Origin of the sequence: Caldimonas brevitalea, from assembly GCF_001017435.1 — a bacterium.
GTDB lineage: Bacteria > Pseudomonadota > Gammaproteobacteria > Burkholderiales > Burkholderiaceae_C > Caldimonas > Caldimonas brevitalea.
The window spans coordinates 2,360,670-2,382,795 of sequence record NZ_CP011371.1; the positions used below are offsets into that span (position 1 = coordinate 2,360,670).

Consider the following 22,126-nt stretch of genomic DNA (forward strand, 5'->3'; position numbering starts at 1 on the left):
CACTTCGCCGGCAAGCCAGGGCCGGGCGTTCTCTCGTGCTCGTGCTCGCCTAGACATTGCCGCCCCCTCCGCTTTTGGTGCCGCGCTCCCGGATATACGCCCGGACAATGCTTTCAAGCGACCATGCCACGGTGTAGTGCTCCTGCGCGTCCAGGCGGTCGAAGACGCATTGCCATTGGCCGTTCTTCGTCTTGACTTGCAAGACCTGGAATTCACCGCGCGGCGGGCGGTGCTCAATGCCCGCCTGATCTAGCCAGGCCTTGAAAGCGTCAAGCTTGGACTTGTGCAGCAGGTTCCTGCTCATGCCAGCCCCTTTGCGGCTTTCCAGCCCAGCCACGCGACCAAACGGGCATTGATGTTCGTGCAGTCGGCGGCTTCCGCCCACGCCTTGAACTTCGCCCGCTCGTCTTCCTCGCTCGGCTCTGCCTGCGGTGCGGCAGGAGCGGCGGCGAGCATGGCGCGGTAGACGGCCGCCGTCTTGTCGGTGCACGGCTCGTCATCGTCGGCCGATTGGCGCACCCACTCTGCCGTGCCGGCGATCCGTTGAGACGGGAAGGGCTCCGCCGGCACCAGCTTCCACCCCTCGGGCGCCTTCGCTGCTGGCGGGTGGGGGTAGAGGGGCGTCACGCATTCTGAAGAATCCGGCCGCTCCTCTGTCAGGTAGTGGCCAAGCTCGGGCTCGCCAGCAAACTCGACAAGCCACGCCACCGGCTCCCCCTGCTGTGCGACGTCCACGGGCCGCCAATGCGTCATCATCCCAAGGGGTTCGCGTTCGTTGAACGTTTCTTCCCACTCACCATTTGGCGCACGCCCGCGGATGCGCTGGCCATGGCTCGGCAGGCGGTCGCTAATGCTCACCCACATCTCCCCCTGCTGCGCGCCAGTCCCGCCCGAGCCTGTCGGTGCGCTGGCTGCGAGGGTGCGGAGCAGGGCTGCCGCCGCGCGCGGCTGCGACCTGTCCTCTACGTACACTCGCCGTCCCAAGGCTTCCAACTCATCAGCCAGCCGCTGCGCCTCCTTCACTTGTTCCGGTGTCATGCCCGCTCCTTGGCGTACTGCAGTGCCGCGTTGACTGCATCCTCCAGCGTTCCGTCGACGGCAAACTCCTCCGCGACTCCAAACCCGTCCGGGTTGTAGAGAGAGACGCCGCAGTAGCCCTGCTCGATTCCGATGTCGATCCACCAGCCCTCGGGGATCTCGCGTGCTACCTTGTTCGCCAGCTCGTTAAGGCTGAACTGGGTGGCGCTTGCCGTGTGTCGTTCCAGAGCTTCGAGCGCCTCCTTGACCCCGTCGAAGCCGAGGTTCAGTGCACGCTCCTGGATCTGTCGTAGCAACTCGACCGCATGGGCCAGTTGTGCTGCGGAGGGGGTCCCGTGCATAGATCCGCCCTCGGTCATCACTGCTCGAGAACGTGCTTCCGCACGACTTCGATCACCTGAGCAACGGTCTCGACGCCCTCCAGTTCCTCGTCGGGAATCTCGATAAGGAACTCGTGCTCGACGGCCATGCATAGTTCGACCAAGTCGAGGCTGTCGCAGCCGAAGTCCTCGCGGAGCTTTGACGTCGGCTGCAGGCTGCCGATCGGAACGCCAAGCTGCTGCTCCATTGCTTCAGTGGTGCGCTTCGCGATGTCGTCGGTCGTGGTGTTGTTGGCTGCGGTCATGTTCTTCTCCAATGCGCCCCGTTCGATGAGGGGCAGGGTGGTCAGCTTTGCGCTTCGAGGAAGGTGTCGGTCGCGTCCTTGGTGCCGAACCAGTCGCCGTCGCTGCTGGCGTCGATGGCTGCGCCAGGCTCACCAACTTCATTCGGAGGGAGCAGCGTGATCTCGACCTCACGGCCGATCAGAGAAGCGACCTTGCCGAGCACCGACGGCTGAAGCCCAGATGCCTGCACCCGGAACTTCAGGGTTACGCTGCCGCCTTCCTTGCAGTCGACAACGAAGTTGTTGACCTCGCACTGGCCCAGCTCGATGCAGCTGGTGTCGCTGATGCCCTGGTCAACCGTCAGCGTGTAGCCGGCGTACTCCTTCTTCAGCTTGAGCGGCTCGAGAATCGAGGTACGCAGCAGCGGCAGGTCGGTGACCGGCTCCACGCCATCGACGTAGGCTTGGCGATCCGCTTCCTCGTCGCGCTTGTAGAGCATCGACTTCAGCGCGCCATCAAACTCAGAGAGGATGTTGTTCGAGGTCGTCAGTTCGAACTTGATGTCGGCCGCCGGAACCTGATCGGGGCCGTGATGCTCGGCGCGGACGTTGACACCGGTGACCGTGACGGCGGTGAAATCTTCGAGGGAGAACTGGCTCATGATTGCCTTTCTTGGGGGGGGATCAGTCCGCGTCCGGCAGGTCCATCTGCTCGGCCTTGATCGTTTCGACCGGTATGCCCTTCAGCGTCAGTTCGATGCACTCGTCCTGACTGGCGACGGTCACGGTGAAGCTGTCCTGCGCGACGTGGCGCAGTGCATGGGAGGGATGGGTCGCGCGCACCAGGCGGGCCATGCCGGCGTCGTTGCTCACGAGGTAGATTCGGTTGTTGCTTGCCATGTGGCGTTCACGATTTGTTGTCGAAGTCGACGCCGAGATCGCTCGCGGCGTAGGCTTGGATCTTGTGCAGGTACTCGGTCATCTCTTCGACGTCGAGGTCCGTGGTGCTCATCTGAAGTCGGCGCTGGCCGTTGGGCAGGATTTGCCACTTCTTCTTGCCCTTTGAGTTCTCCTCCGGGAGGTACTCCTCCTTCAGCATCTCGTTCCAGGCTTCGGGGCTGAACCGCTTGCCCAGCACGTTCACCTGCTTCGAGATCGGCGTGAGTACCGCGACCCACATGAAGCGGTTCTGTGCGTCCGTTCGGTCTTCGACATGCGGAGCTATCACCACGCGCAGAGGCTTCCCCGCCTTGATCTGCGGCCCGGCGTTCTGATCGATGAAGCCGTGCACACGGGCTGCAATCGTCTCGTCGCGAACGATGAAGGTGCGCGGCATCATGTTCAGCCTCCAAATGCAAGGTCCATGAACCAGACCTGATCAACCTTGCGCAGGTCAACGAAACCCGGGTTGGACGCCAGCCATCGACGAAGCCCATTCCGCTTGATGACCCAGATGTCGCCTTGGTCCTCGGACCGGCGGGTACCGGCGCGGCTGGCAGGCAGACTGCGCCGCTCAATCCAGTCGACGACGGTTTTTCCCGTCACGCCGAGTAGGCCGCCAAGTTCGCGTGCGGACCATGTGTCCGGGTCCGTGCGGTCGATGTGGTTCCGCTTCAGCGCATTGCCGACAGCCGAAGGCGTGCGGCTGAAGCCAGCATCGCGGAGCTTCTTTGCGATATGCGTCACACTCATGTGACCGCACGCTTCCAGGATGGCAAGCTCCTCGGTCGACCAGGGCGGCTGCCTCAGCGGTGGTTTTGCGATTCCCAGTTCGGCAGCTCTTTTGCTGACCCACCATCGCGGACGACCAACCCTGGCTGCGATCTTGGCGACGTCTCCTCGCCCCTTGCACGCGGCATAGCCTTCACGGATTGCCGTGTCTACCGCATCATTGGGCGGGTACTTCGTTGCGAACCTCTTGCCGGCGGTCGGAGGTACCTTCGGTGCCCTCAGCCCGAGCAGCCGGGCCTTGGCGTAGATGGAGTAGAGGTTTCTCTTGGGCAGCAGCTCCACGCACTTGCGCGGGCCATCGACTGGATAGTGGAGCCGGAGAGTGGTCTCTTCGACCGTGGTCCAGGGCGCGAGTCGGTTCATCATGCTGCCTCCTTCCGCAGTTCCTTCTCGAACTGAGCGACCAGTCGGGCAAAGGTCATGAGGTCGTCTTCGAGAGCTTGGATGGCTGCCTCGTCGCGCACGACGCGTCGAATCGTCAGGTGCTTGCCGAGCGGCTCCAGATCCGGCGCCCACAGCACGAGGTCGACCCACTTGCGGCCGAGCAGCCACATTTCCCCGTTGATCTGGTCGATGTATTCGCTAATGTCGCCCTGGACGACGGCGCGGAAGAGGGTGTCGGACGACACCATCGTCTTGATCTCGATGACTCCGTCGGCGCCGACGAAGCCATCAACTGAGCAACCGAAGAGCCGGTCGTCGGTCGTGATGAAGCCAGCTTCCTCGACCAGATGGCCGGTCTCGGCCTCATACGCGATCCGTGCGGGCGGCTCTTCCTCCGTGCCGGCGCGCATGGCATGGGTCACGAACTTCGACGGCGCAATGCCGCCTACCCGCTCGCGCGCCACGTCCATGGCATACGCAAGCAGCGTCTTCGAAGGCTTGCCGCGGGTCTCGCCGGCCTTTTTCTCGGCCGCGGTCGGCTGGTTGTAGTCGCGGCAGTCCTTGAAGCGTGATCCGGTGATCACTCCGCGCCGGGCGGCGAGCCATTCGAGCGAGCCTTGGGGATCGGTGTAGACGATCATTCCCGATCCTCCGTGGCTTCGATCTCGTCGCCGACGTCGTTGCCGCCATCGCTGCCCGCACCATCCCGGGTCTGCGCGTCGATCGTTCGGTCGGCGTCGGCCTTTGCCGCCTGCTCCTTGAGGCTCGCGTGGTGGGGCGCGAGCAGTTTGCGGTTTGCAGCGCCGGTGGCTTGCCAGAACTCCTGGTAGGCTTGCACCCCCTTCGAGGCAGCGGCTTTCGCTGCCTCGACCAGTTCGGCCGGGACCTGCGAGGGCGGTGGATCGAGCGGCTCGTCGCTCTGCAGCGATTTGCCCTCCATCTCTTCCGCGGTCGCTTGCGATGCGATCTCGGGGAAGGCGATGCGCAGAGCCTGTGCGGCCGCGCACTTCGCAAGCTGCCCGCGTGGCCGCTTCTGCCACATGGCGTTGGGTGCCGTCGACTTCTCCTGCCCACCCTTCACCGCGTAGTTCTCGATCCAATACTCGCGCGCGGTGAACTCCGCGATGCGGCCATCAGCTAGCGCGCGTTTCACAGTCACCCGGCACCAGTCCGGGAAAGTGATCGTCACCCCGCCGACGTTCTGCGTTACGTCAGGCCCGAACTCGGGCTCCGACATGCCGGCGAACTGGCCGGATCTCGCAGCCTGGGTGCGATACAGGTTGATGCCTGGCATCACCACGTCACGCATCCGCTTGGCCTTGCCGTCCCACATGGGAACGATGTGCACCGGCTTTTGCATCGGGTCGAGGCCCGCTGCCTTGCAGTAGCCGATTACGAGCTTGATCGACTCGGGCGCGGCGCCCGGGTACAGCGACGAGGCGAGCACGTTCAGCAGTTCAGCCTCGGACAGCGCGAGTGCGCCGCCCTCTTGTTTCGTGAGGGCGTTGGTCATTCCTGCTCCCCCGTGGCGGCAAAGATGGACTGAATGACCTGCGCCTGCAGAGCACCGGGCAGGGCGTTGGCCGCGCGATCCCAGCGGTTCACCGCGCGCAGGGTGGTAAGCAGTTGGTGAGCGACGTCGCGCACACGCTTGTCGGCCTCGCTGCGCGCTTGCTCGTCGCGCAGGCGGGCTTCCTCCGCTTCTCGGGCCAGGCGCTCCTGTTCAGCGCGCACCGCGGCAAGCCGGCGCTCTTCGGCCTCGCGCGCCTCCTTGACGAGGCGCTCGGCTTCGGCGCGCGCCGCTGCGGCCTGGCGATCGGCTTCCTCCTGCGCCGCTCGCGCAGCGGCCTTCTCGCGCTCGAACACCTCTCGCAGGGCCCGCAGCTCGGCCTCCTGCTTCGCTCGCTCGACGGCCAAGCGGTCGGCTTCAGCCTTCTGCTCGGCCGCGATCCGGGCACGCTCCTCGGCTTCGCGTCGCGCCTGCTCGGCCCGCAGGCGCTCCAGTTCCTCTCGTTCGGCCTTCAAGCGAGCCTGCTCCGCTTCGTAGGCAACGGCCGCCGGGTGCATCTCACGCAGCCTTGTCAGCGTCTCGTCCTTGGCGCGCTGGGCGGCCGTGGCGTACTCTTCGAACGCGTCGGGGCCGACGACCCACGCCTCAAGTCGGTTGATCAGGGTCTGGATGCACGGCGCGGTTGCATTGACGGCGATCGACAGGAGCGCCCGAATCTCGCCGATCCGCACCTGATGCGCCTCGATGCGCGCGAGCTCCGCCAGCCGCTTCGCCTCCTTCTCAGCCTCTTTGCGTGCCTCCTCAGCCTTGATTTGCCGGTCGATCGGCTCTTCCAGCTGGAGCAGCTCGGCCGTGATGTAAGCGGCACGGGCGTCGATGTCCCGGCCGAGCGCCAGCACCGGAGCCTTGGCGGCCTTGCGCACCTTCTCGACCGCGTACCGGGGCGCACGAATCGCGGCGCGAGCGTCCGTCGCCTCCCGCAGCCCCTTCGGGCTGGCCACGTCGAAGGCCACGTTCGAATACTTCTCGCGGAGGTCGCGCAGACCGGCCGACACCTTGTCGAACTCCGTGATTGCGGACTGCACCTCTTCGATGCTGCTGAGGATCGCAACTGCTGTTGCGTCCTGGTCTTGCTCGACCGGTTTGAGGATGGCGTTCACGTGTTCTCCTTGTTCGTCAGTTCAACTTCGCCGGCTGCGACAGCAGCACGTCCTGAATCCACTCGCCGTACTTGGACGCCGGCCCGGTGGACTGCGGTTGGTGGCGCAGGCCGATGGCAACCCGGCCGGTCCAGTAGATGCGGCGGCCGCAGGGAAGCTGCATGGGACCGCGGTAGCCGGCGGGGGCCGGGATGTGTTCAAAACCAAGTGAAAGCAAACCAGTTCCCCGGATAGAAGATGGAACCAATCACGCCCACGGCGAACGTCGCGAGGTACAGCAGCCAGGTTTTCAGACTCTCGCGCTGCTCTTTACGGAAGCGGTCGGCGTCGTACAGGCGGGCCGGCTCGCTGGGCATCTCGCTCAGCTCCACCGCGTCGTCATATGAGGTGGTCATGTGGTCAAGCTCCGAACGATGCGAGCGACGAGGAAGAGGACGAAGCCAGCGATTCCGACCATCCCAACGGCCGCGACGATGCAGCCGGGGAGGGAGCGCAGCAGGTGCTCCTCGGTGTCCTCACCTCCCGCGCCTTCGAGACGGTCATCGTTCATACGAGCCACCTTGCAATCGTTCCGCTCAGGCAGCAGAGGGCGATATAGAGCCACATGCACCAGCCCAAAGGGGAGGGGTTGAACTTCATTCGCTGCTCCCGGCGGCGTCAAGTCGGCCCCGCGCGTCGTTTCTGCGACGCAGTAGCACGAAGTAGCCTTCGACATAGGGCCCTTGAAGTTCGCGGTTGTCGAGGGCGTCCTGCGCCTCAAGGAAGTCGGCTACCGCCTCCTCGAGATCGCCAAGCGTGTGTTTCGCGTCGCCCATCTCGGCCATCCTGTGCGGCGAAATGCCGCCGTGGTTTTCGCAGTGAGAGAACCCGTGGTCCCCCGGCCCGAAGTAGCGGCCGCACTGCGAGCAGCCGACGTTGCTGTACATGCTCATCCCCTTGTTCTCCCAACGACGCCCGTGCGTCGGTTCGCTTTGTCGAACTACTGGCCGGCGCTGGCGCGGATCAACGCCAGCGACGCGACTTGTTCTGTGGTCGGCAGCTGGGCCCCGAACGCGCACAGCTCTCGGCAAGCCAGGCGCTTGGCGTAGGCCTGCCGCACTTCGAGCACGATCTCGCCGATCGCTCTCGCGTTGCCTGCCTCAATCGCCAGCGTGAGGGGCCCCTCGGCGTCACACAGTTCGTCCAGCACGTCCGTCGTATTCAATTGCCGTAGCCAGCGGTCGGTTTCCGCCTGCAGTTCATGCTCGGTCAGTGGTTCGCTCATCAGGCCCATCAGAAGCTCCGCTCGACCATCAGGTGCACAAGATGGCTGCCGGCCTTCGGGTCGAAGCGAGGGCCGTAGGCGATGCGAACTCGGAACTCGTCGCCGACGACAACCGACGGCAGCAGGAGAGGGCGCACACCGGCCTTGTTCTTCTGCGTGCGGTAGCCGGTGACAGCTCCCAGCGTCAGGTCGAGGGAGACCGGGCCAGCCTCGGCCAGCGTCCAGGTCTTGCCGGCGTACACGGACAGCTTTCGCCAGCTGTTGCGGTACCCGCCAACGGTCCAGCCGCTGTCCGTGATCGCGTACAAGCCGGGGTTCACGTTGCTCTGGTCGCGCTGCGGAACGTGCTTCGAGGCGACATGGAGCCCGAAGGTCGTCTCCGCGCTGGCGGTGCCGCACAGGAGCGCGAGGATCACTGCTGCTGCTTTCACTGCTGTGCTCCCTCTGCGGCCTGGCCGTTCATGATCGAATCCGCGACTCGCGCGACGACCTCGCACTCGGTGCTGATCAGCTTCCGGTACATGGCCCGCTCAGCCGGGGAAGACTTCGGCGTGCAGGCGGTGCGGTAGCGCACCACGCGTTTCGCGCACTCGATGGCTGCGAGGTAATCGGGGAGGAGGACGACGTTGCTCATCGCGTGCTCCTAACGTCCATCGCCAAGTCAGCGAGGGCGAACGCCTGGAGCAATCGCACGTGTCCGTGCTGCCCAGCATCCGTATCGCTGGCAAGCAGGCCTTTCAGGGCGGCCATCGCGTATTCGTCGTGCAGGCCTCGGCGCTGAGCGCGGAGGGAGGCCACTTCGGCGCGCAGGGTGCGGCACTCGGCGTCGAATGCGCTTCGCTCCTTGAGCGCCGCCTCGATTACGGCGTAGTCCTTTCCGAGCTTGCGGCCGTGCTTCGTGAGCACCTCCAGCGCTGTCTCCGGCAGCCGGTCCATGGGGGTGCTCATACGCGACCCCCTGTCATTGCGGCCACAACGCGCTCCATAAAGGAGGCGCGAGGCTTCATCTGCATGACCTGCACGTAGTGACGAATGGCGACACGGCTCGGCTCCGCATACAGCGGCCGTGGCCGCGGCTCGAGCACCATGTTGGGAGGGAACTCGCTGCGGTTACGCTCGCTTGGGGCTGCGATCCGCTGTAGCCCGTGCTTGATGTCCATCTCTCTGCCTCCGTCGCGTTCGTTGATGCGATGGATAAAGCATAAAGCAATGATGGATGTTCATCAAGCGTTACTTGATGCGAAGCGGTGGAAAAAATACAGCAACGCTGTATTTTTCGGGGCCGTCGGCTCGCTCTTGGCTATCCTGTCAATATTGACAGTTGACTGAAAGTTGACGAGCGGCGTGAAAAAACCCGCACGAAGCGGGTTTCAGTGGGGAACGAAGGGCGCTTACAGTTGGCCTGCGGCGTCTCTGACCGTGTTCGCTTGCGTTGCTGCCTTCTTCGCGGATATCCCCGCGTCGGAGAACTTGACGTAGGACGTGCCGGCTCTCCCCGCCCTCTCGATCGCCACGATCGTCGTGGCGCTTCCGGCCCACTGCAGAGTTTGCGACGAGATCACGGCGCCGCTGCCCGTGGTGACGGGACCAACGGTCTCCTTGGTGGCGGGGCCGTAGCGTTCTACAAGGATCGCTTTAAGGCGCGCCCAATCTGCTTGCCGAGCCTCAATGCCGACGGCCTCGACGGCTCCCTCGTGCAGGTGAATGCTCGCGGAATACGGCAGCCCGAGGTCTGGAAGCCCTTGCAGTCCCATGATTCTGTCGGCGTACGGCCCGTTCCGCTGCAAGCAGAGTCCCCGCGAGGCGCCGCCGCCGGGGGCGGGGGGCGGGCACGATGGCAGGTCGAGCTGGTCGACGCGCGCGCCGAGTCGCACACCGAGCACCGCGGCCGGTTCTTCCGCCCACTCGGTGGCAACTGCCGCCCCCGCCAGCAGCAGCCCTGCGGCGCAAAGCGCGGGCCGGATCATGCTGCCCGGTGGGCGTGGCGGTCCATCCAGCCCATTACCGGGTAGAAAAACGCGATGTCCTCGCACAAGATTGTCACCCTGTTGGTGCGATGCCAGGTCTCCACCACGACGCTATCGCCGCGATCAAACAACAGCTTCATCAGCAGCATCTGTCCGTCCTTCTTGACGATCACTACACGCTGCTCCGGCAGAGGCTTTACGCCCGGCGCCACGATGAGGTAATGCCCGTCGCTGACGAGCGGCTCGAGGCTGTCACCTCGCACCTTCACGGCCTTGTAGCCAGAGCCACCACCCCACTCGACGAAACCACCTTCGTTGTTCTCGTATTTTTTTTCCGAGAAGCTACCGTCAGACTGCACGAACCACTCCCCCACTACCGCCACGTTCTTGGCGTGGAAGCGAGGATACCCCGCACTTGAGGGGGGTAATTCCCCATTTAGGGGGAATTCATGCCCCATTTCGGGGCTTCCGCTGAATCCGAGTGACTGTCCCGTGACTTTTTCCACGACTCCCAGCCAGGCCTTGTCCATCCGGCCGGTCGAGAACCAACCGCTCACAGTCTGCGGCGTGCACTTCTGACCAGACAGCGCTTCGCACTGACGCGCCAGTTCCGCCTTGGTGTGATTCCGAGGATCTTGGCTGTTCCAGACGTCGAACGCGCGCTGAAGCGCAATGCGCGTGCGTTCTCTAGTCGTGACTGACTTATCAAGCATCGCTGTATTTTCGGCGCGATGCTTGTCATCTACCAATGCTTGATCTACCATACAGCAATGACGTATGAGATCAGGCAATGAGCAAGCACCCACAGCCGCCACAGGCTCCCGCTAACGCTCACATCGAGCGAGCAATCCAGCTGCTTGGAAGCGGTGTTGAACTGGCGTCGGTGCTCGATCGAAGCCCTCAGTTCGTGAGCCAGCTTCGCAAGGGAGAGCGGCCCGTTCCGCAAGACCTTTGCCCGCTGATCGAGAAGGCCACCAAAGGCGAGGTTACCTGCGAGCAGCTGCTCGGCAATGTGCAGTGGTACCGGGTTCGAGACAAATCGTGGCCCCATCCCGCCGGGCGTCCGCTCGTCGACGTCGCCGCTTCTGCCCAACAGGCCTGAGTTATGAGCGCTGCAGCTGTCATCCATCAGCTTGTAGTAGGGCGGCCGGTCTATCGGCTGCAGCGCTCGCCCCTTTCCTCCGCTCGCATCAACACCCGTTCTGCGTTCAGCACCACCCTCCCTCACCTCATTACGCAGGGCGGGGCGGGCGGGGGCCTTTATGTCTCCTCCGTGGGCGCCGCAAGGCGCTTTCCGGCTCTCGCGAGCCGGCTTTTTGAAGGGCCCCTCCATGAGGCCCGTGCCGTCGAATCCTCCCATCGCTGCATGGGCGGATTGGGTGGGGCCCTTCAACAAGCCTGAAACCTTTTCTTCAACAAAAGCGATGGGAGTTGCTATGTCCATGTCCGCCAGTGTCGCGGCACCCGAATGGAAACCACAAGACAGCGTTGGAATGCATTCGCAAGGCGAGATGCCGTTCCTCGGTCAAGTCGGTGAATTCCACCAGTTGCCCCAAGCCTTGATCCACAAGGCGTCCTTCTCGGCCTGCCTCGGAAAGGCAGCACTTCACAGCGGCATGGATGACCACGAGATCGCTGACCAGATCCCGATCAGCCACGGCTACATGAGCAAGTTCATGAGGAACGTCGGCCAGCAATGGGCGAAGCGTCTCGTGAAGTTCATGCACATCACGCAAAGCCTGGCGCCGCTCCAGTGGATAGCCGAACAGATGGGCTGCGACGTGGTGTTGCGGTCCAGCAAGGAAGCCCGCATCCGCGCCCTCGAGGCCGAGCTGCAGGCAGCAAGGAGAGCAGCATGAGCAAGAACCCCTTCCAGGCGGCCGCTCGGCCGTCAGCCTTCCTCGTCACCTACGGCGACACGTCCAAGCATCAGTTCGCGATGCTGGACCGGGCTCGTGCCGAGCACCAGGCAGCGACCGTGCATGGCGTCCTGGACCCGCTGTCCCGCATGCCCGACTTGCGCGCTCTTTACGAGTGGGCGGCGGACCCAAAGCGCCAGCCCTACGGGGCCGCGTTCCCAGCCGGCAGCATCGAGCAAGACATCGCCATGGTGTTCACCCTGGCCGAAGAGCGGCGCCATCTGGAAGAGGTGTCCTCATGAACTGCCAGCAAGGAGACCTGGCCGTCATCGTGGGCGGGCAGTACGCCGAGAACTGGGGGCGCCTCGTCATGGTGAGGGAGGCCTACAACTTCCAAGGCATCTGGGATGGCGACTGCGGCCCCGCGTGGTACGTCGAGTCAGAGGGCGACAAGCTCTACACCGAGACCGTATCTGGCCGACCCTTCCGCATGTACCGGGTAGTTGTCCGCGATAGCGCGCTGCGTCCGATCCGAAACGACGATGGTATTGACGAGATGGTTCGGATCGCTGGACGTCCGAACTACGCGGACGCCGAGCCTGCGACGCGCCTGCAGCAACTCCGGCAGGCCGTCGAGGAGTTCAAGCGCAGCCAGGGGGCGACACGATGAACCGTATCGCCGCGGGCAGCGCCTTCGACCGCGAAGGGTACGTGAGCCAGGCCGACTGGGAGGGGAAGGGTGCACGCGAGGGGCTCGAGGCCTCCGAGCGTTCAAGCCGACTGCGCGCGCGTCTGCTGCAAAGCAGTGACCCGGTGCAGGTCGCTATCGCCCGCGGCACGGTGTTCGGCATGTCCAGCCCCGCCCAACCCATCGAACACACCAAGCGGCTGCTCAAGCCGTCCCAGCTCTGAGGTAGACAGGCAATGGCCGGCGACTGGATCAAGATGCGATCGGACCTGCACACGCATCCGAAAGTTGTCCGCATCGCGTCCGCATTGGGTGCGGACAAGTTCCGGGTAATTGGCGGACTGCATGCGGTCTGGAGCATCTTCGACGCGCACAGCGAGGACGGGTTGCTCGAAGGCTACACGCCCGAGGCGATGGACGATGCGATCGGCTGGCCCGGCTTTTGCGCTGCAATGCAGTGTGTCTCCTGGTTGGTGCACGCTGACGGCGAAGGCCTTGAAATGCCTGAGTTTGACGAGCACAACGGCCAGTCCGCCAAGCGTCGTGATACTGAATCAAAGCGCAAGCGGAAGGCGCGCGCAGCGGAAGAACATCCGCAAGATGACCTCTCCTTGTCCGCATCGGATGCGGACAAAAAGCGGACTAGAGAAGAGAAGAGAAGAGAAGAGAAAGAAATACCCCCCCAAACCCCCAAGGGGGAGGGTAGGTTCGTCGAGTTCTGGGAGGCATGGCCGAAGAGCACCCGAAAGGGTGGCCGGGCTGAATGCCTCAAGGTCTGGCAGTCCAGCCGCTTGGACGGAGCGGCCGACGCAATCCTGGCCCATGTCCGAGCCATGCGCGGCTCGACGGACTGGCTCAAAGACGAGGGCAAGTTCATCCCAGCGCCAGTCGTCTACCTCCGCGGCAAGCGGTGGGACGGAGCCGAAGTCGGTGGTACCGCTCCGGCTGAGCCCGACATCTTCGCGGGAGCCGTCTGATGCTGCGCCCGCTCCCCACACCCCGCAATGCACAGGCGATCGTCGAGGCCCGCGCCCGCGGCCTGCGCCCGGCAGACCTGGTCGTCGTGTCGCTCGTCGGGGCGCTCGATTGGTCGAACCCGACCGTCTATGCCGATCCCGCCGAGCGCTACTCCTGGGGATGGGCCCGGGGGCTTGATCTGATCGTCGCCGTGAAGCCCGGCATCGCCGCTTTGCGCCTGCTGTCCGACCTGCTCGACGTCGACCCGTGGTCCCTGTGCATGGCCGATGTCCAGCGGCAGGTTGGTAGCAACGTCTATCGCGGCAGCTATGTCAGCGGCACACGTCGAATTGGTAGCTACATCGCGACCGGACCACTGCTGTTCCAGCCGTGGCTGCCGGTGCGCAACAAGGAGTTCTTCGCGTGAGGCTCATCTCCGACACCATCGACTTGTCTGCCTACAAGCAAGGGCCGGATCTGGCGGTGAAGGTCCGCAAGGCCTCGGATTTCCGGGATGCGGTACAGGCCCGAAGGGCGGCGCGCAACAACCCGAACGGAAAGCGGCACGCGCGGATGCTGTCCGGTAAAGCGCAGAACCTGCTGGAGTTCCGCCCGGGTGAGACGACGGCCTGGGCCGGATACAACGGGCACCGCAAGTCCATGTTCACCGGGCAGATCGCCGTGGAGTTGGCGCTGCAGCGCGAGCGCGTGCTCATTGCATCGTTCGAGATGCTGCCGGCTGACACGATGGACCGGGCAGAGCGGCAGGCGCTCGCCACCGGTTCGCCCACTGAGGCGCAGTCCGATTTGTTCTACCGCTGGGCGGACGACCGGCTCTGGTTGTTCGACCACCTCGGCCGCGTTGACGCCGAGACGTGCCTTGCCTTGTGCCGGTACTTTGCCGACGAGCTGCAGGGTACGCAGGTGTTCATCGACTCGATGATGATGGTCTGCGACAGCGAGGAGCGCCTCGACGAGCAGAAGCGGTTCACCACGGACATCGTGCGCTGCGGTATGGAGACCGGGCTGCACATGCATCTCATCGTGCACTGCCGAAAGCCTCCCTCCGGCACCGAGGACAAGCCTCCCACCAAGTACGACATCAAAGGCTCCGGCTCGATCTCGGATCAGGTGCACAACGTGATGACCGTGTGGGCGAACAAGCCCAAGGAGCGCGCCCTTGAGCGCGACCCGAACGACATGGTCCACCTCGAGCAGCCCGACGCCCTCGTGACATGCGAGAAGCAGCGCAACGGCCCTTGGGAGGGCCGGCTGAAGTTCTGGTTCGACAAGCCGACCATGCGCTTTTGCGACGACCGTCACAGCCGTGTCGAGCCATACAACCTGGGGGCCATTGAATGAACACGCCTCACGACTGGGTGGTTCTGTGGTCCCACGACCGTAACCAGCTACAGGTAGCCCGCATGGCCGAGGCCATCGAGTTCTCGATCGGCTGCTTCCTCGACAACAAGCCAGCAATGGGCGTGGTCCGAAAGGACCTGACCCGCGACCAGGCCGAGCAGTTCGTGCGCGGCTACAGCGATCTGATCAAACACCGCGGGAAGCAGAAGGAAGCACAGGCATGAGCAGCGACAACACGAAGCGGCCGCCGGACGTTCGATTCCGGCCAGTCGGCACGGGGATGGTGATCCGACGTACTTGCGGCAGCTGCGGGAAGCGCACATCGGACCAGGCCGGTGGCCGAAAGCATCCAGTGCGGGGTTTCATCGGGCCGTGCTGCGCGAGAACGAAGGAGGCGGCGTGAGTTCGATCCGAATCATTCAGGGCGACTGCATCGAGATCATGAAGACGCTACCAGAATGCAGTGTCGACAGCGTCGTGACCGATCCGCCGTATGGCATCGGTTTCATGGGGAAGTCGTGGGACCACGCCGACATCTTGAAGCGAGTCGAGCGGCAAGCTGCCAAACCGAACCAATGCCCGCAGCCCAACGGCGCACCACGAAAGAACCCCCGTCGAGCCCCCGCGGAAGAGGCGGGGAGCTACGACCTGTCGCCGAAGGGCATGCGGGCCTTTCAGGAGTTTTCGGAGGATTGGGCCCGGGAGGCTTTCCGCGTTCTGAAGCCGGGCGGCCATCTGCTGTCCTTCTCGAGTACGCGAACCTACCACCGCCTGGTGTGCGGAATCGAAGCCGCGGGGTTCGAGATCCGGGACCAGATCGGATGGCTGTTCGGCAGCGGATTCCCGAAGTCGCTGGACGTGTCGAAGGCGATTGACAAGGCGCGCGACGACAGTGCGGACATCGTTCGAATAACCGCGTTCATGGCCGATGCTGCCGAGCGCGCAGGCGTAACCCGCTCCGATGTTGATGCGGCAATGGGTACGAGTGATATGGCCGGCTGGTGGCTGACGCGCCTGCAGCACCGCTGCCAGTGCCCGAAGTGGGACCAGTGGATGAAGCTGAAGGCGCTTCTGCGCCTCGGTGACGAGATGGACGCGGAAGTCTGGCGGTTGAATGGTCGCAAGGGTGAGCCAGGGAACGAGCGGTTAGACCGGGAGGTCAGCGGGCCGGCGGGGAATGACGTTTTCCAACCAACACAGCGCGTCATCAACCCCGGTACGCCGGTCACCGAAGCCGCTCGCCAATGGCAAGGCTGGGGGACCGCGCTCAAGCCCGCATGGGAGCCGATCTGCGTCGCCCGCAAGCCACTCGTCGGCACCGTCGCGGCGAACGTGCTGCAGTTCGGGTCCGGGGCGCTCAATATCGACGGGTGCAGGGTGCCGACCACCGACAAACTCGGAGGCGGCGCCGAGAACGCGGACCAGAAGGGTAACGACGGATGGGCTCGCCCATGGATGGAGGATGAGGCTGCCCGCGATGCGCATGCTTCCCGGGTGCGAGCAAACGTGGCTCGCGCCGAAGAACTGGGCCGTTGGCCCGCGAACGTCATTCACGACGGCAGCGAGGAAGTGGCGGCAGCGTTCCCGAACAGCGCAAGTCCCTGGATCGGCAACCCTGGCCAGGGGGCCAAGGGCGGCGCGATGTTTGGCGGGGGAGAACAGAACGCAGTCGGAAAGCCAGAGTACCCGGACGCCGGCAGCGCGGCTCGGTTCTTCTACAGCGCCAAGGCAAGCGCACATGACCGGCATGAAGGCGCCGGGAAGAACACGCACCCGACGGTCAAGCCCACGGACCTGATGCGCTACCTGTGCCGCCTTGTCACGCCACCCGGCGGAACCGTGCTCGACCCGTTCGCGGGCAGCGGCTCTACCCTGAAGGCGGCAGAGCTAGAGGGCTTCAACGCAATCGGCATTGAGTTGTCGCCCGAGTACATCGAGATCGCTCGGCGTCGCATTGCTGCGGATGCACCGCTGTTCGCGGACGTGGAGACAGCATGAAGAAGCGCTCCGCACACGCCCGCCAAGCGGATGCAACGCCGACGAGTTCTAGGGAGGACCAAGCCCGCATTGACTCCCGCGAGCCGGCGATGTCTACGACAGCGGCGATCAAGCGCGCCGCGGCACTCGATGACGCGGTGACCGCCATCGTTCGTGGGCAGGACATAACCTCCTGTTGGGAGGTGCTGTTCGAGGCGGCCGGCATCGTTGCGCAGCTGTGTGCACGAGGGATAGCCGAGGACCGCGACCAGATGCTCGAAGACCTGAACGGCGTTTTCGGTGCCGTCCGGGCGCGAAGGGCCCCCGGGGTCGCGGCCCTCTACCCGGCGGAGGTAGCGTTGCTGCGCGACTTTGTAGCGGACTACGCGACGGTCCTGTCCGGCACCACCGAGCAGCAGTTCCTGGGTGCCAAGACTCGCACGCACATGAAGGTGCTGGTGACCGCGGCCCGCATGAGGAGGCGGTCATGAGAGACCCGCTGGACGCTCTGAATCCTGAAGAAGATCTCTTCTGGGCGACGGTCCGGTCAATGCCCTGGGTCGAAGCTGAGGAGGTTCTACGCGCACGCCGCGGCGACACCCTCCGACGCATGAACGCAGCTCAACGGGCCGGGAACGGGGTGGAGCTCTCCTGCTTGGCGCGACTGACCGCAAGGCTGAACGACGAGATCCATCTGGTATCGCAGCGGGCGCAGCGAGCGCGGTGGTCTGCAGCGGTGAGGGCCGTGTACGGCGATGAAGGTTGGGCGCAGGTAATTCAATGGATGCGCGCAGAGGAGGCAACGGGATGAACGACCACCACTACCCCATCGAGCAGCTGCGCATCATTTCGCTCATACATCAATCGGGAAACGTTACGACCAAGCTGATCTGCGAGCGGCTGAGCAAGAACCCGCATACCGTGCGCGAGCTTCTCCAGCGTCTCAAAGACCAGAACTGTGTACAGAAGCCGAGCTGGGCGTTGTGGAGCTTGACGGACCGCGGCCGGCTGGCGGCCGAGAGGTTCCCGGTTCCGATCACGACAGCGGTCGACGACCTGCTGGGCTTTTTCAAGGCCAACCCGGACGAGGAACTCACCACCACCGACATCGAGCAAAAGTTCGCGATCGACGTGATCGACGAGGCGGCGCGTTTGCGTGCGGCCCGCACGGCGGGGAAGTTGCAGCGCGTGGGGCACCTCTGGGTCGCCGGCCCGAAGCTGAAGGAAGCGGCCTGATGCGCACCAAGAACGCCAAGGCCATCAGCGCGGCCGAGGGGCGCTACCTCGCGATGGTGAAGCGCATGCCGTGTGCGGTGTGCAGCAAGCCGGCCACGGAAGCGGAGCCGTCGGAGGCGCACCACATCGAGCAGGGCCTCCACTTCACAGCGATACCACTGTGCGACGACTGCCACCGCGGCAGCTTCAACGGCATTCACGGCCAGCGCCGCATCTGGTCCGTGCTGAAGAAGACGGAGTTGTCGTGCTTGAACGAGACGATCCGGGCGTTGCAGTCGTGAGCGCCCGCTGCAAGACGATGGACTGCTACCCAGCCTGGTCGGGCTCACGACGCGTTGCCCGATTTGGGGCACGGTATGGTATCCCTCTCCTGGACTGCCTCTATGAGCGCGGCCTGGGCCCGCTGGGATATGTCGAAGGCGACCTCGTCGACGTCTTGGAGGCGTTGGGAGGTTTCGGCCGAGTATGGATACTCCCGCAGCGCTACGCATTGAAGAAGTACTCCACGCATCTCGCCGATCAGCTTCTCTGCTTCCGGGTCTGGTGCAACGGCCTCCAAATCGGCAAGGCGCCGCCTAAGGTCCGTGATCGCGGCCGTGTCGAGAATGCCAGACACTGTTCGAGGGCCCTGAACGGCCGCCATGTTGCTGACCAAGAGAGTGAGTTCGGTCGCGGTACTGTGCAACCGTTGCTTCGACTGCAGACGTTGCACATAGGCGGCCTCGTCCTGCTCGCGTCTTTGTCGCCGCCTGTCCGCGGCAGGAAGCCAGACTGCCACCGCGATTGCCACCACCGAGCCTACAGCTTGGGTCCAAGCGGGCCAGTCAATCTCGGCTTCCATCAGCCAGTTGCTCACGCCCGTCATGTGAAGGGTGGCAAACAAGAGAAACGACGAAAGTGCGAGCATGACCCAGTTCATGGGACTTCGATACCAAGCGGGGTGTTTCATCAGTTCTGTCGGCGCATTGCTTTGCTGCGGCATCGTAGTTCAGACGACTCTGGGCAATCGAGGGCGGGCGGATTGAGAAAGCCTGTGTGTGAGGAACTTCACACGCGGCTAGGTGAGGGGAGAGCGAGTTGATTGTCTTGAAACTCCCCTATCCCCTATCTGCGAACCGCTACTGGCGCACCTACATGCCGAGAGGCTTTAAGGCGCCGGTGACCGTCGTCAGCGACGAAGCCAAGGCCTACAAGAACGATGTCCGCTGGATCGCGAAGGCCGCCGGCGTGACGAGGCCGCTGGCCGGCCGCGTTGCCATCGCCTACACCCTTTACCCGCAGCGCCCTCAGGACTGGCAGAAGCGCATGCGCCAGGACCCGCTCGGCTGGGACGACACCGTGCAGTGCATCGACCTGGACAACGCGCAGAAGGTGCTGTTCGACGCCCTCAAAGGGGTCGTGATCGAAGACGACCGCTGGGTGCGCAGCATCCGCGCCGAACGCGCCGAGCCGGACGGGGACGCCCGCCTGGTGGTGACCATCACGCCGCTGATCGCGGCCAACCCCCAACCCTCGCTTTTGGAGCCTGCATGAGCTCGACAAACTCCAATCCCGACGCACTGACCATCAAGGTGAAGCGCCTTCACCCGGACGCGGTGCTGCCGAAGCATCAGACGGCCGGGGCCGCGTGCTTCGACCTGGCCGCGGTGGCGGTGCACGAAGACGCCCCGGACTTCGAGATTACCGACGTTCTCAGCTTCTCCCGCTGCATCTGCCCGGGCGAGCGCGTGACGTTCCACGTCGGGTTCTCTGTGGAGCCCCCACCGGGCTACGCGCTCAAGGTCTATAGCCGCAGCGGGCACGGTGCACATCACGGCATCGTGTTGGCGAACGGTACAGGAGTGATCGACCCCGACTACCGCGGGCCCCTGAAGGTCTGCCTGCAGAACAACGGCAGCGAGCCGTTCCTCGTCAAGAAGGGCGACCGCATCGCCCAGGCGATGCTCGAGCGAGTGCATCCAGTGGAACTGGTCGAGGTTGACGAACTCACGGAGACGGCGCGTGGCGCCGGAGGCTTCGGCAGTACCGGACAGGGGGCTGCGAGCGAGGCGGACAGTGAAGGGGGCGAGCTGTGAGCAAAGTCGAGCAGGCCAAGGCGGCGCAGAACTACCGCGCCAAACCCGAGCACCCGAGCTGCAGTACCTGCCAGCACTTCTCAATGGAGACGGTCGAGAAAACCTACCAGGCGGCCAGCAGGCTGTACACCTGGACCGAAGAGAAGAACCTGCGCTGCACGCTGGGCGGCTTCAAGGTCTTGAAGAAGGGCGTGTGCGACAAGTTCGCGCTCCGGCAGGGGGACCAAAAGTGAAGAGGCTTTACATTGCAGGTCCTATGTCTGGCCTGCCTGACTTGAACTTTCCCGCCTTCCACGCAGAGGCGGCCCGCCTCCGTGATCTCGGCTATCGCGTGGTCAACCCGGCCGAGATCAACGTCGATCCTTCCTTAGGGTGGGCAGCATGCATGCGAGCCGACATTGCGCAACTTGTGACGTGCGACGGGGTGGCACTGCTGCCGGGCTGGGAGAACTCGAGGGGCGCGCGCCTGGAACAGCACATTGCGCAATCCCTGGGAATGCCGACGGTGCCGGCGGCAGCGCTTGTCGATCGAGTGACAGAGGTGGAACCGTGTACCTGCTGACCATCTTGCTCTGCCTGGCGCTGGGCTTCGTGCTCGGGCTCTGCTTCGACTCGGTCGCCGTCCGGGTTCTCGCCATCGCGTCCCCTGTCATGCACCTGTGGCGAGTGGTGAAGGGCGTCGCCAGCAAGCTCAAGGGGCACCGGTGAGTTGCCGGCCGTGCGCCGACGCCGAGGCCAACCCGCTTACGGGAAGCATCGGCTTCGAGGACAAGTGCGACGGCTGCGCCGCCCGCAGCCTGGCGCACAGCCCGCTGTACTTCGTCGCCGCCCGGTCGGGCGCGCTGACGCCCGCCTATCGAGACGCCCTGCAGTCACGATTCGGCCGCGCATGGAAGTCCGCGCACGAACAGGTGAAGGCCTGGGCTCAACGGATTGACCATGCAAGGAGGAAATCGTGAAGGAAGCAGCGACCAAGCCCGTCACGCCGGGGCAAACCGCATTCGAGGCGTTCAACGGTCCCGGCCCGCGTGGCGGCACCAGCTCTTGGCAGAACCTGCCCAAGGCCGTCAAGGAGAACTGGGAGGCAGCGGCGCGTGCCGTCGTGTCGGAGGCCGCCGGCCTCATGCTCAGTTGGGGGAGAAGGTGATGGGCGATATCGACTACACGGTGCGGCGGACCTGGGCCGAGCGTCTCTTCAGCCTGCCTTGGCGCCCGTGGGTGTCGACCAAGCAGGTGCGGGACACCGCCGCGGAACGCGATCGCCGGTGGCGCGAACTGCTCAAGAACTCACGGCTCGGCCTGGTTGACGCTGCGCCTGCGCCGGCCAAGCGAAGCCGATCGGGCCGCGAGTCAGCGGCGCCCGCGGCCACCAACAGCCGGGAGTCGACGATCACCGGGCTCGAGGTGGATTACCTGACCATCGCCGCAATCGAAGCCTGCTTTCACCGGCCGTCCGAAGAGCGGCCGGCGTTCGAGAGCGGCGGCGGCGGAAGCTACGCCGGCGGCGGCGCCTCGGGCAGCTGGTCTGATGACAGCCCCTCGTGCCCGGCGAGCAACTACAGCAGCACGTCAAGCACCCCTGAATGCAGTTCGAGCAGTGACAGCGGGTCTTCCTCCTGGAGCGATTGATGAGCCGTACAGACGAAGAGATCAAGCTGCCGGTGCGCGGCGACTTCAGCGAGAGATCGAACCTCGCGGCAGAGGCCGATGCTTCCATCGAGAAGACCCTCGCAAGGAGCAAGGCATGAGCCCGTTCGGCATCCGCATTCTGAGCAACCCGCTCGCCGAGACCGTGAAGGTGCGGTATGTGGTGGCGCAGGCCGGCGGGCCCAGGCCCAGGCGGCGCAAGGCTTGGTGCGTGCGCCGCGTAGAGGAGCGACAGCCGGCGGTGTGGCAGCTTGGCGAAGGAACGTTCGTCGCGCATCCGTCGCTCGTGGCGAAACTCAAGGCAGAGGTTCGAGCATGAGCACGGACCGCGAGATGCTGGAGCTGGCCGCGAAAGCGGCGGGGGCGCATTCGACGTTGAAGGCGTTCAAGGACGGCATTTGGGTGCAGTGGTCCCCGAACTTGCGCGGCTTTACCCGGTGGGACCCCCTCACCGACGACGGCGCTCGCTACCGGCTGCTGTCGAAGCTAAGGGGGCGGATCGACTTTGAGATCTGCGTTGTGCGCATCGGCAATCACGTGTGCGTGTGCTGGCCGGAAGATGAGCCCGACGAGGCCCGTGCTGTCGTGCGAGCAGCCGCCGAGATCGGGAGGGCGATGGGATGAGACGGCAGCTTTACGCCACCACATACGCCGTCTTTCAGCCGCA

General features: G+C 64.5%; 45 protein-coding genes. 22 read left to right on the top strand and 23 right to left on the bottom strand.

Annotation, left to right across the window (positions count from 1 at the left end):
* Positions 1-49: 49 nt before the first annotated feature.
* The 22 genes from AAW51_RS10325 to AAW51_RS10420 form a co-directional block, all read right to left on the bottom strand.
* Complete coding sequence (locus tag AAW51_RS10325; RefSeq protein ID WP_047194550.1) at positions 50-304, bottom strand: hypothetical protein; 255 nt, start codon at positions 302-304, stop codon at positions 50-52.
* The gene (locus tag AAW51_RS10330; protein ID WP_047194551.1) at positions 301-1,038 is read right to left on the bottom strand and encodes a hypothetical protein; all 738 of its coding nucleotides are present in this window, start codon (positions 1,036-1,038) and stop codon (positions 301-303) included. Before AAW51_RS10330 ends, AAW51_RS10325 begins: the two co-directional genes overlap by 4 nt.
* Positions 1,035-1,397, bottom strand: a complete 363-nt coding sequence (locus tag AAW51_RS10335) for a hypothetical protein (protein ID WP_047194552.1) — start codon at positions 1,395-1,397, stop codon at positions 1,035-1,037. Before AAW51_RS10335 ends, AAW51_RS10330 begins: the two co-directional genes overlap by 4 nt.
* Positions 1,397-1,663: an acyl carrier protein gene (locus AAW51_RS10340; RefSeq protein ID WP_047194553.1), complete on the bottom strand. Its 267-nt coding sequence runs from the start codon at positions 1,661-1,663 to the stop codon at positions 1,397-1,399. The genes AAW51_RS10335 and AAW51_RS10340 overlap by 1 nt, the downstream gene beginning before the upstream one ends.
* 41 nt (positions 1,664-1,704) lie before the next feature.
* The gene (locus AAW51_RS10345) at positions 1,705-2,304 is read right to left on the bottom strand and encodes a hypothetical protein (RefSeq protein ID WP_047194554.1); all 600 of its coding nucleotides are present in this window, start codon (positions 2,302-2,304) and stop codon (positions 1,705-1,707) included.
* Between the two features lie 22 nt (positions 2,305-2,326).
* The gene (locus tag AAW51_RS10350) at positions 2,327-2,542 is read right to left on the bottom strand and encodes a hypothetical protein (RefSeq protein ID WP_047194555.1); all 216 of its coding nucleotides are present in this window, start codon (positions 2,540-2,542) and stop codon (positions 2,327-2,329) included.
* Between the two features lie 7 nt (positions 2,543-2,549).
* Entirely contained in the window at positions 2,550-2,981 is a 432-nt protein-coding gene (locus tag AAW51_RS10355; protein WP_053013463.1) for a recombination protein NinB, read from the bottom strand.
* A gap of 2 nt (positions 2,982-2,983) precedes the next feature.
* Positions 2,984-3,739, bottom strand: a complete 756-nt coding sequence (locus tag AAW51_RS10360) for a hypothetical protein (RefSeq protein ID WP_047194556.1) — start codon at positions 3,737-3,739, stop codon at positions 2,984-2,986.
* A complete protein-coding gene (locus AAW51_RS10365) occupies positions 3,736-4,398 on the bottom strand; it encodes a lambda exonuclease family protein (RefSeq protein WP_047194557.1) in 663 nt (220 codons plus the stop codon). Before AAW51_RS10365 ends, AAW51_RS10360 begins: the two co-directional genes overlap by 4 nt.
* Positions 4,395-5,270, bottom strand: coding sequence for a phage recombination protein Bet (gene bet / locus AAW51_RS10370; RefSeq protein ID WP_053013464.1), 876 nt, complete (start codon positions 5,268-5,270; stop codon positions 4,395-4,397). Before bet ends, AAW51_RS10365 begins: the two co-directional genes overlap by 4 nt.
* Positions 5,267-6,427, bottom strand: a complete 1,161-nt coding sequence (locus AAW51_RS28030; protein WP_053013465.1) for a coiled-coil domain-containing protein — start codon at positions 6,425-6,427, stop codon at positions 5,267-5,269. The genes bet and AAW51_RS28030 overlap by 4 nt, the downstream gene beginning before the upstream one ends.
* A gap of 16 nt (positions 6,428-6,443) precedes the next feature.
* Positions 6,444-6,590: a hypothetical protein gene (locus tag AAW51_RS29855; protein ID WP_157359757.1), complete on the bottom strand. Its 147-nt coding sequence runs from the start codon at positions 6,588-6,590 to the stop codon at positions 6,444-6,446.
* Between the two features lie 34 nt (positions 6,591-6,624).
* Entirely contained in the window at positions 6,625-6,822 is a 198-nt protein-coding gene (locus AAW51_RS10380; RefSeq protein WP_047194558.1) for a hypothetical protein, read from the bottom strand.
* Positions 6,819-6,977, bottom strand: a complete 159-nt coding sequence (locus tag AAW51_RS29860; RefSeq protein WP_157359760.1) for a hypothetical protein — start codon at positions 6,975-6,977, stop codon at positions 6,819-6,821. The genes AAW51_RS10380 and AAW51_RS29860 overlap by 4 nt, the downstream gene beginning before the upstream one ends.
* Before the next feature lie 85 nt (positions 6,978-7,062).
* Complete coding sequence (locus AAW51_RS10385; protein ID WP_157359762.1) at positions 7,063-7,353, bottom strand: hypothetical protein; 291 nt, start codon at positions 7,351-7,353, stop codon at positions 7,063-7,065.
* A gap of 53 nt (positions 7,354-7,406) precedes the next feature.
* On the bottom strand, positions 7,407-7,700 hold the full coding sequence (locus AAW51_RS10390; protein WP_047194560.1) for a hypothetical protein: 294 nt from the start codon (positions 7,698-7,700) through the stop codon (positions 7,407-7,409).
* Entirely contained in the window at positions 7,700-8,122 is a 423-nt protein-coding gene (locus AAW51_RS10395) for a hypothetical protein (protein WP_157359764.1), read from the bottom strand. The genes AAW51_RS10390 and AAW51_RS10395 overlap by 1 nt, the downstream gene beginning before the upstream one ends.
* Positions 8,119-8,325 carry a hypothetical protein gene (locus tag AAW51_RS10400; RefSeq protein ID WP_047194562.1) on the bottom strand — a complete coding sequence of 69 codons (207 nt, stop codon included), beginning with the start codon at positions 8,323-8,325 and terminating at the stop codon, positions 8,119-8,121. Before AAW51_RS10400 ends, AAW51_RS10395 begins: the two co-directional genes overlap by 4 nt.
* Positions 8,322-8,639: a hypothetical protein gene (locus AAW51_RS10405; RefSeq protein ID WP_047194563.1), complete on the bottom strand. Its 318-nt coding sequence runs from the start codon at positions 8,637-8,639 to the stop codon at positions 8,322-8,324. Before AAW51_RS10405 ends, AAW51_RS10400 begins: the two co-directional genes overlap by 4 nt.
* Positions 8,636-8,851, bottom strand: coding sequence for a hypothetical protein (locus AAW51_RS10410; RefSeq protein WP_047194564.1), 216 nt, complete (start codon positions 8,849-8,851; stop codon positions 8,636-8,638). The genes AAW51_RS10405 and AAW51_RS10410 overlap by 4 nt, the downstream gene beginning before the upstream one ends.
* 231 nt (positions 8,852-9,082) lie before the next feature.
* Positions 9,083-9,658 (bottom strand): hypothetical protein, encoded by a 576-nt coding sequence (locus AAW51_RS10415; protein ID WP_047194565.1) that lies wholly within the window; start codon positions 9,656-9,658, stop codon positions 9,083-9,085.
* Positions 9,655-10,422 carry a S24 family peptidase gene (locus tag AAW51_RS10420; RefSeq protein WP_157359766.1) on the bottom strand — a complete coding sequence of 256 codons (768 nt, stop codon included), beginning with the start codon at positions 10,420-10,422 and terminating at the stop codon, positions 9,655-9,657. Before AAW51_RS10420 ends, AAW51_RS10415 begins: the two co-directional genes overlap by 4 nt.
* Positions 10,423-10,448: 26 nt before the next feature.
* Here AAW51_RS10420 and AAW51_RS29055 point away from each other — a divergent pair, with 26 nt between their 5' ends.
* The 13 genes from AAW51_RS29055 to AAW51_RS10495 all read left to right on the top strand — a co-directional run bounded on the left by AAW51_RS29055 (position 10,449) and on the right by AAW51_RS10495 (position 18,018).
* A complete protein-coding gene (locus AAW51_RS29055; RefSeq protein WP_083438206.1) occupies positions 10,449-10,760 on the top strand; it encodes a transcriptional regulator in 312 nt (103 codons plus the stop codon).
* Between the two features lie 334 nt (positions 10,761-11,094).
* Positions 11,095-11,517: a hypothetical protein gene (locus tag AAW51_RS10430; protein ID WP_238947820.1), complete on the top strand. Its 423-nt coding sequence runs from the start codon at positions 11,095-11,097 to the stop codon at positions 11,515-11,517.
* Positions 11,514-11,819, top strand: a complete 306-nt coding sequence (locus AAW51_RS10435; RefSeq protein ID WP_047194569.1) for a hypothetical protein — start codon at positions 11,514-11,516, stop codon at positions 11,817-11,819. The genes AAW51_RS10430 and AAW51_RS10435 overlap by 4 nt, the downstream gene beginning before the upstream one ends.
* Positions 11,816-12,187: a hypothetical protein gene (locus AAW51_RS10440; RefSeq protein WP_047194570.1), complete on the top strand. Its 372-nt coding sequence runs from the start codon at positions 11,816-11,818 to the stop codon at positions 12,185-12,187. Before AAW51_RS10435 ends, AAW51_RS10440 begins: the two co-directional genes overlap by 4 nt.
* Positions 12,184-12,429 (top strand): hypothetical protein, encoded by a 246-nt coding sequence (locus tag AAW51_RS10445; protein ID WP_047194571.1) that lies wholly within the window; start codon positions 12,184-12,186, stop codon positions 12,427-12,429. Before AAW51_RS10440 ends, AAW51_RS10445 begins: the two co-directional genes overlap by 4 nt.
* A gap of 12 nt (positions 12,430-12,441) precedes the next feature.
* Entirely contained in the window at positions 12,442-13,182 is a 741-nt protein-coding gene (locus AAW51_RS10450; RefSeq protein WP_047194572.1) for a hypothetical protein, read from the top strand.
* Positions 13,182-13,589, top strand: coding sequence for a hypothetical protein (locus AAW51_RS28035; RefSeq protein ID WP_053013466.1), 408 nt, complete (start codon positions 13,182-13,184; stop codon positions 13,587-13,589). Before AAW51_RS10450 ends, AAW51_RS28035 begins: the two co-directional genes overlap by 1 nt.
* Positions 13,586-14,524, top strand: coding sequence for a DnaB-like helicase C-terminal domain-containing protein (locus AAW51_RS10460; RefSeq protein WP_053013467.1), 939 nt, complete (start codon positions 13,586-13,588; stop codon positions 14,522-14,524). Before AAW51_RS28035 ends, AAW51_RS10460 begins: the two co-directional genes overlap by 4 nt.
* Positions 14,521-14,748, top strand: a complete 228-nt coding sequence (locus AAW51_RS29865; RefSeq protein WP_157359771.1) for a hypothetical protein — start codon at positions 14,521-14,523, stop codon at positions 14,746-14,748. Before AAW51_RS10460 ends, AAW51_RS29865 begins: the two co-directional genes overlap by 4 nt.
* Positions 14,749-14,923: 175 nt before the next feature.
* Entirely contained in the window at positions 14,924-16,522 is a 1,599-nt protein-coding gene (locus AAW51_RS28040) for a DNA-methyltransferase (protein ID WP_053013468.1), read from the top strand.
* Complete coding sequence (locus AAW51_RS10480; protein ID WP_047194573.1) at positions 16,519-16,992, top strand: hypothetical protein; 474 nt, start codon at positions 16,519-16,521, stop codon at positions 16,990-16,992. Before AAW51_RS28040 ends, AAW51_RS10480 begins: the two co-directional genes overlap by 4 nt.
* 316 nt (positions 16,993-17,308) lie before the next feature.
* Complete coding sequence (locus AAW51_RS10490; protein ID WP_047194575.1) at positions 17,309-17,737, top strand: helix-turn-helix domain-containing protein; 429 nt, start codon at positions 17,309-17,311, stop codon at positions 17,735-17,737.
* Positions 17,737-18,018 (top strand): hypothetical protein, encoded by a 282-nt coding sequence (locus tag AAW51_RS10495; protein WP_047194576.1) that lies wholly within the window; start codon positions 17,737-17,739, stop codon positions 18,016-18,018. The genes AAW51_RS10490 and AAW51_RS10495 overlap by 1 nt, the downstream gene beginning before the upstream one ends.
* 44 nt (positions 18,019-18,062) lie before the next feature.
* On the opposite strand, the gene AAW51_RS10500 is transcribed toward AAW51_RS10495, so the two are convergent.
* Positions 18,063-18,656, bottom strand: coding sequence for a hypothetical protein (locus AAW51_RS10500; protein ID WP_047194577.1), 594 nt, complete (start codon positions 18,654-18,656; stop codon positions 18,063-18,065).
* 215 nt (positions 18,657-18,871) lie between these two features.
* Between AAW51_RS10500 and AAW51_RS10505 the strand changes: the two genes are divergently transcribed.
* The 9 genes from AAW51_RS10505 (at position 18,872) to AAW51_RS10545 (ending at position 22,083) form a co-directional block, all read left to right on the top strand.
* Positions 18,872-19,270: a RusA family crossover junction endodeoxyribonuclease gene (locus AAW51_RS10505; RefSeq protein WP_047197641.1), complete on the top strand. Its 399-nt coding sequence runs from the start codon at positions 18,872-18,874 to the stop codon at positions 19,268-19,270.
* The gene (gene dut, locus AAW51_RS10510) at positions 19,267-19,812 is read left to right on the top strand and encodes a dUTP diphosphatase (RefSeq protein WP_047194578.1); all 546 of its coding nucleotides are present in this window, start codon (positions 19,267-19,269) and stop codon (positions 19,810-19,812) included. The genes AAW51_RS10505 and dut overlap by 4 nt, the downstream gene beginning before the upstream one ends.
* Positions 19,809-20,045 carry a hypothetical protein gene (locus AAW51_RS10515; protein ID WP_047194579.1) on the top strand — a complete coding sequence of 79 codons (237 nt, stop codon included), beginning with the start codon at positions 19,809-19,811 and terminating at the stop codon, positions 20,043-20,045. The genes dut and AAW51_RS10515 overlap by 4 nt, the downstream gene beginning before the upstream one ends.
* A gap of 23 nt (positions 20,046-20,068) precedes the next feature.
* Complete coding sequence (locus AAW51_RS29065; protein ID WP_238947821.1) at positions 20,069-20,374, top strand: DUF4406 domain-containing protein; 306 nt, start codon at positions 20,069-20,071, stop codon at positions 20,372-20,374.
* Complete coding sequence (locus AAW51_RS29870; RefSeq protein ID WP_157359773.1) at positions 20,362-20,520, top strand: hypothetical protein; 159 nt, start codon at positions 20,362-20,364, stop codon at positions 20,518-20,520. Before AAW51_RS29065 ends, AAW51_RS29870 begins: the two co-directional genes overlap by 13 nt.
* 247 nt (positions 20,521-20,767) lie before the next feature.
* A complete protein-coding gene (locus AAW51_RS10530) occupies positions 20,768-20,959 on the top strand; it encodes a hypothetical protein (RefSeq protein WP_047194582.1) in 192 nt (63 codons plus the stop codon).
* Complete coding sequence (locus AAW51_RS10535) at positions 20,959-21,441, top strand: hypothetical protein (protein ID WP_047194583.1); 483 nt, start codon at positions 20,959-20,961, stop codon at positions 21,439-21,441. The genes AAW51_RS10530 and AAW51_RS10535 overlap by 1 nt, the downstream gene beginning before the upstream one ends.
* Positions 21,442-21,556: 115 nt before the next feature.
* Positions 21,557-21,778, top strand: a complete 222-nt coding sequence (locus tag AAW51_RS10540) for a hypothetical protein (protein WP_047194584.1) — start codon at positions 21,557-21,559, stop codon at positions 21,776-21,778.
* Entirely contained in the window at positions 21,775-22,083 is a 309-nt protein-coding gene (locus AAW51_RS10545) for a hypothetical protein (RefSeq protein ID WP_047194585.1), read from the top strand. The genes AAW51_RS10540 and AAW51_RS10545 overlap by 4 nt, the downstream gene beginning before the upstream one ends.
* The last annotated feature ends 43 nt before the right edge of the window (positions 22,084-22,126 follow it).

Excerpts from the sequence above, each read along its gene's own strand:
- AAW51_RS10445 (WP_047194571.1), top strand. The coding sequence starts at position 12,184 with ATGAACCGTATCGCCGCGGGCAGCGCCTTCGACCGCGAAGGGTACGTG.
- AAW51_RS10400 (WP_047194562.1), bottom strand. The coding sequence starts at position 8,325 with ATGAGCAACGTCGTCCTCCTCCCCGATTACCTCGCAGCCATCGAGTGC.
- AAW51_RS10435 (WP_047194569.1), top strand. The coding sequence starts at position 11,514 with ATGAGCAAGAACCCCTTCCAGGCGGCCGCTCGGCCGTCAGCCTTCCTC.
- dut (WP_047194578.1), top strand. The coding sequence starts at position 19,267 with ATGAGCTCGACAAACTCCAATCCCGACGCACTGACCATCAAGGTGAAG.
- AAW51_RS29065 (WP_238947821.1), top strand. The coding sequence starts at position 20,069 with ATGTCTGGCCTGCCTGACTTGAACTTTCCCGCCTTCCACGCAGAGGCG.
- AAW51_RS10410 (WP_047194564.1), bottom strand. The coding sequence starts at position 8,851 with ATGGACATCAAGCACGGGCTACAGCGGATCGCAGCCCCAAGCGAGCGT.
- AAW51_RS10545 (WP_047194585.1), top strand. The coding sequence starts at position 21,775 with ATGAGCACGGACCGCGAGATGCTGGAGCTGGCCGCGAAAGCGGCGGGG.
- AAW51_RS10330 (WP_047194551.1), bottom strand. The coding sequence starts at position 1,038 with ATGACACCGGAACAAGTGAAGGAGGCGCAGCGGCTGGCTGATGAGTTG.
- AAW51_RS10420 (WP_157359766.1), bottom strand. The coding sequence starts at position 10,422 with ATGGTAGATCAAGCATTGGTAGATGACAAGCATCGCGCCGAAAATACA.
- AAW51_RS10450 (WP_047194572.1), top strand. The coding sequence starts at position 12,442 with ATGGCCGGCGACTGGATCAAGATGCGATCGGACCTGCACACGCATCCG.
- AAW51_RS10490 (WP_047194575.1), top strand. The coding sequence starts at position 17,309 with ATGAACGACCACCACTACCCCATCGAGCAGCTGCGCATCATTTCGCTC.
- AAW51_RS10355 (WP_053013463.1), bottom strand. The coding sequence starts at position 2,981 with ATGATGCCGCGCACCTTCATCGTTCGCGACGAGACGATTGCAGCCCGT.
- AAW51_RS29855 (WP_157359757.1), bottom strand. The coding sequence starts at position 6,590 with ATGCAGCTTCCCTGCGGCCGCCGCATCTACTGGACCGGCCGGGTTGCC.
- AAW51_RS10405 (WP_047194563.1), bottom strand. The coding sequence starts at position 8,639 with ATGAGCACCCCCATGGACCGGCTGCCGGAGACAGCGCTGGAGGTGCTC.
- AAW51_RS28035 (WP_053013466.1), top strand. The coding sequence starts at position 13,182 with ATGCTGCGCCCGCTCCCCACACCCCGCAATGCACAGGCGATCGTCGAG.
- AAW51_RS29865 (WP_157359771.1), top strand. The coding sequence starts at position 14,521 with ATGAACACGCCTCACGACTGGGTGGTTCTGTGGTCCCACGACCGTAAC.
- AAW51_RS29860 (WP_157359760.1), bottom strand. The coding sequence starts at position 6,977 with ATGAACGATGACCGTCTCGAAGGCGCGGGAGGTGAGGACACCGAGGAG.
- bet (WP_053013464.1), bottom strand. The coding sequence starts at position 5,270 with ATGACCAACGCCCTCACGAAACAAGAGGGCGGCGCACTCGCGCTGTCC.
- AAW51_RS10385 (WP_157359762.1), bottom strand. The coding sequence starts at position 7,353 with ATGTACAGCAACGTCGGCTGCTCGCAGTGCGGCCGCTACTTCGGGCCG.
- AAW51_RS10440 (WP_047194570.1), top strand. The coding sequence starts at position 11,816 with ATGAACTGCCAGCAAGGAGACCTGGCCGTCATCGTGGGCGGGCAGTAC.
- AAW51_RS10480 (WP_047194573.1), top strand. The coding sequence starts at position 16,519 with ATGAAGAAGCGCTCCGCACACGCCCGCCAAGCGGATGCAACGCCGACG.
- AAW51_RS10345 (WP_047194554.1), bottom strand. The coding sequence starts at position 2,304 with ATGAGCCAGTTCTCCCTCGAAGATTTCACCGCCGTCACGGTCACCGGT.
- AAW51_RS10360 (WP_047194556.1), bottom strand. The coding sequence starts at position 3,739 with ATGATGAACCGACTCGCGCCCTGGACCACGGTCGAAGAGACCACTCTC.
- AAW51_RS10340 (WP_047194553.1), bottom strand. The coding sequence starts at position 1,663 with ATGACCGCAGCCAACAACACCACGACCGACGACATCGCGAAGCGCACC.
- AAW51_RS10325 (WP_047194550.1), bottom strand. The coding sequence starts at position 304 with ATGAGCAGGAACCTGCTGCACAAGTCCAAGCTTGACGCTTTCAAGGCC.
- AAW51_RS10350 (WP_047194555.1), bottom strand. The coding sequence starts at position 2,542 with ATGGCAAGCAACAACCGAATCTACCTCGTGAGCAACGACGCCGGCATG.
- AAW51_RS10365 (WP_047194557.1), bottom strand. The coding sequence starts at position 4,398 with ATGATCGTCTACACCGATCCCCAAGGCTCGCTCGAATGGCTCGCCGCC.
- AAW51_RS10335 (WP_047194552.1), bottom strand. The coding sequence starts at position 1,397 with ATGACCGAGGGCGGATCTATGCACGGGACCCCCTCCGCAGCACAACTG.
- AAW51_RS10430 (WP_238947820.1), top strand. The coding sequence starts at position 11,095 with ATGTCCATGTCCGCCAGTGTCGCGGCACCCGAATGGAAACCACAAGAC.
- AAW51_RS29055 (WP_083438206.1), top strand. The coding sequence starts at position 10,449 with ATGAGCAAGCACCCACAGCCGCCACAGGCTCCCGCTAACGCTCACATC.
- AAW51_RS10500 (WP_047194577.1), bottom strand. The coding sequence starts at position 18,656 with ATGAACTGGGTCATGCTCGCACTTTCGTCGTTTCTCTTGTTTGCCACC.
- AAW51_RS10505 (WP_047197641.1), top strand. The coding sequence starts at position 18,872 with ATGCCGAGAGGCTTTAAGGCGCCGGTGACCGTCGTCAGCGACGAAGCC.
- AAW51_RS10540 (WP_047194584.1), top strand. The coding sequence starts at position 21,557 with ATGAGCCCGTTCGGCATCCGCATTCTGAGCAACCCGCTCGCCGAGACC.
- AAW51_RS10415 (WP_047194565.1), bottom strand. The coding sequence starts at position 9,658 with ATGATCCGGCCCGCGCTTTGCGCCGCAGGGCTGCTGCTGGCGGGGGCG.
- AAW51_RS10535 (WP_047194583.1), top strand. The coding sequence starts at position 20,959 with ATGGGCGATATCGACTACACGGTGCGGCGGACCTGGGCCGAGCGTCTC.
- AAW51_RS10495 (WP_047194576.1), top strand. The coding sequence starts at position 17,737 with ATGCGCACCAAGAACGCCAAGGCCATCAGCGCGGCCGAGGGGCGCTAC.
- AAW51_RS10390 (WP_047194560.1), bottom strand. The coding sequence starts at position 7,700 with ATGGGCCTGATGAGCGAACCACTGACCGAGCATGAACTGCAGGCGGAA.
- AAW51_RS10380 (WP_047194558.1), bottom strand. The coding sequence starts at position 6,822 with ATGACCACCTCATATGACGACGCGGTGGAGCTGAGCGAGATGCCCAGC.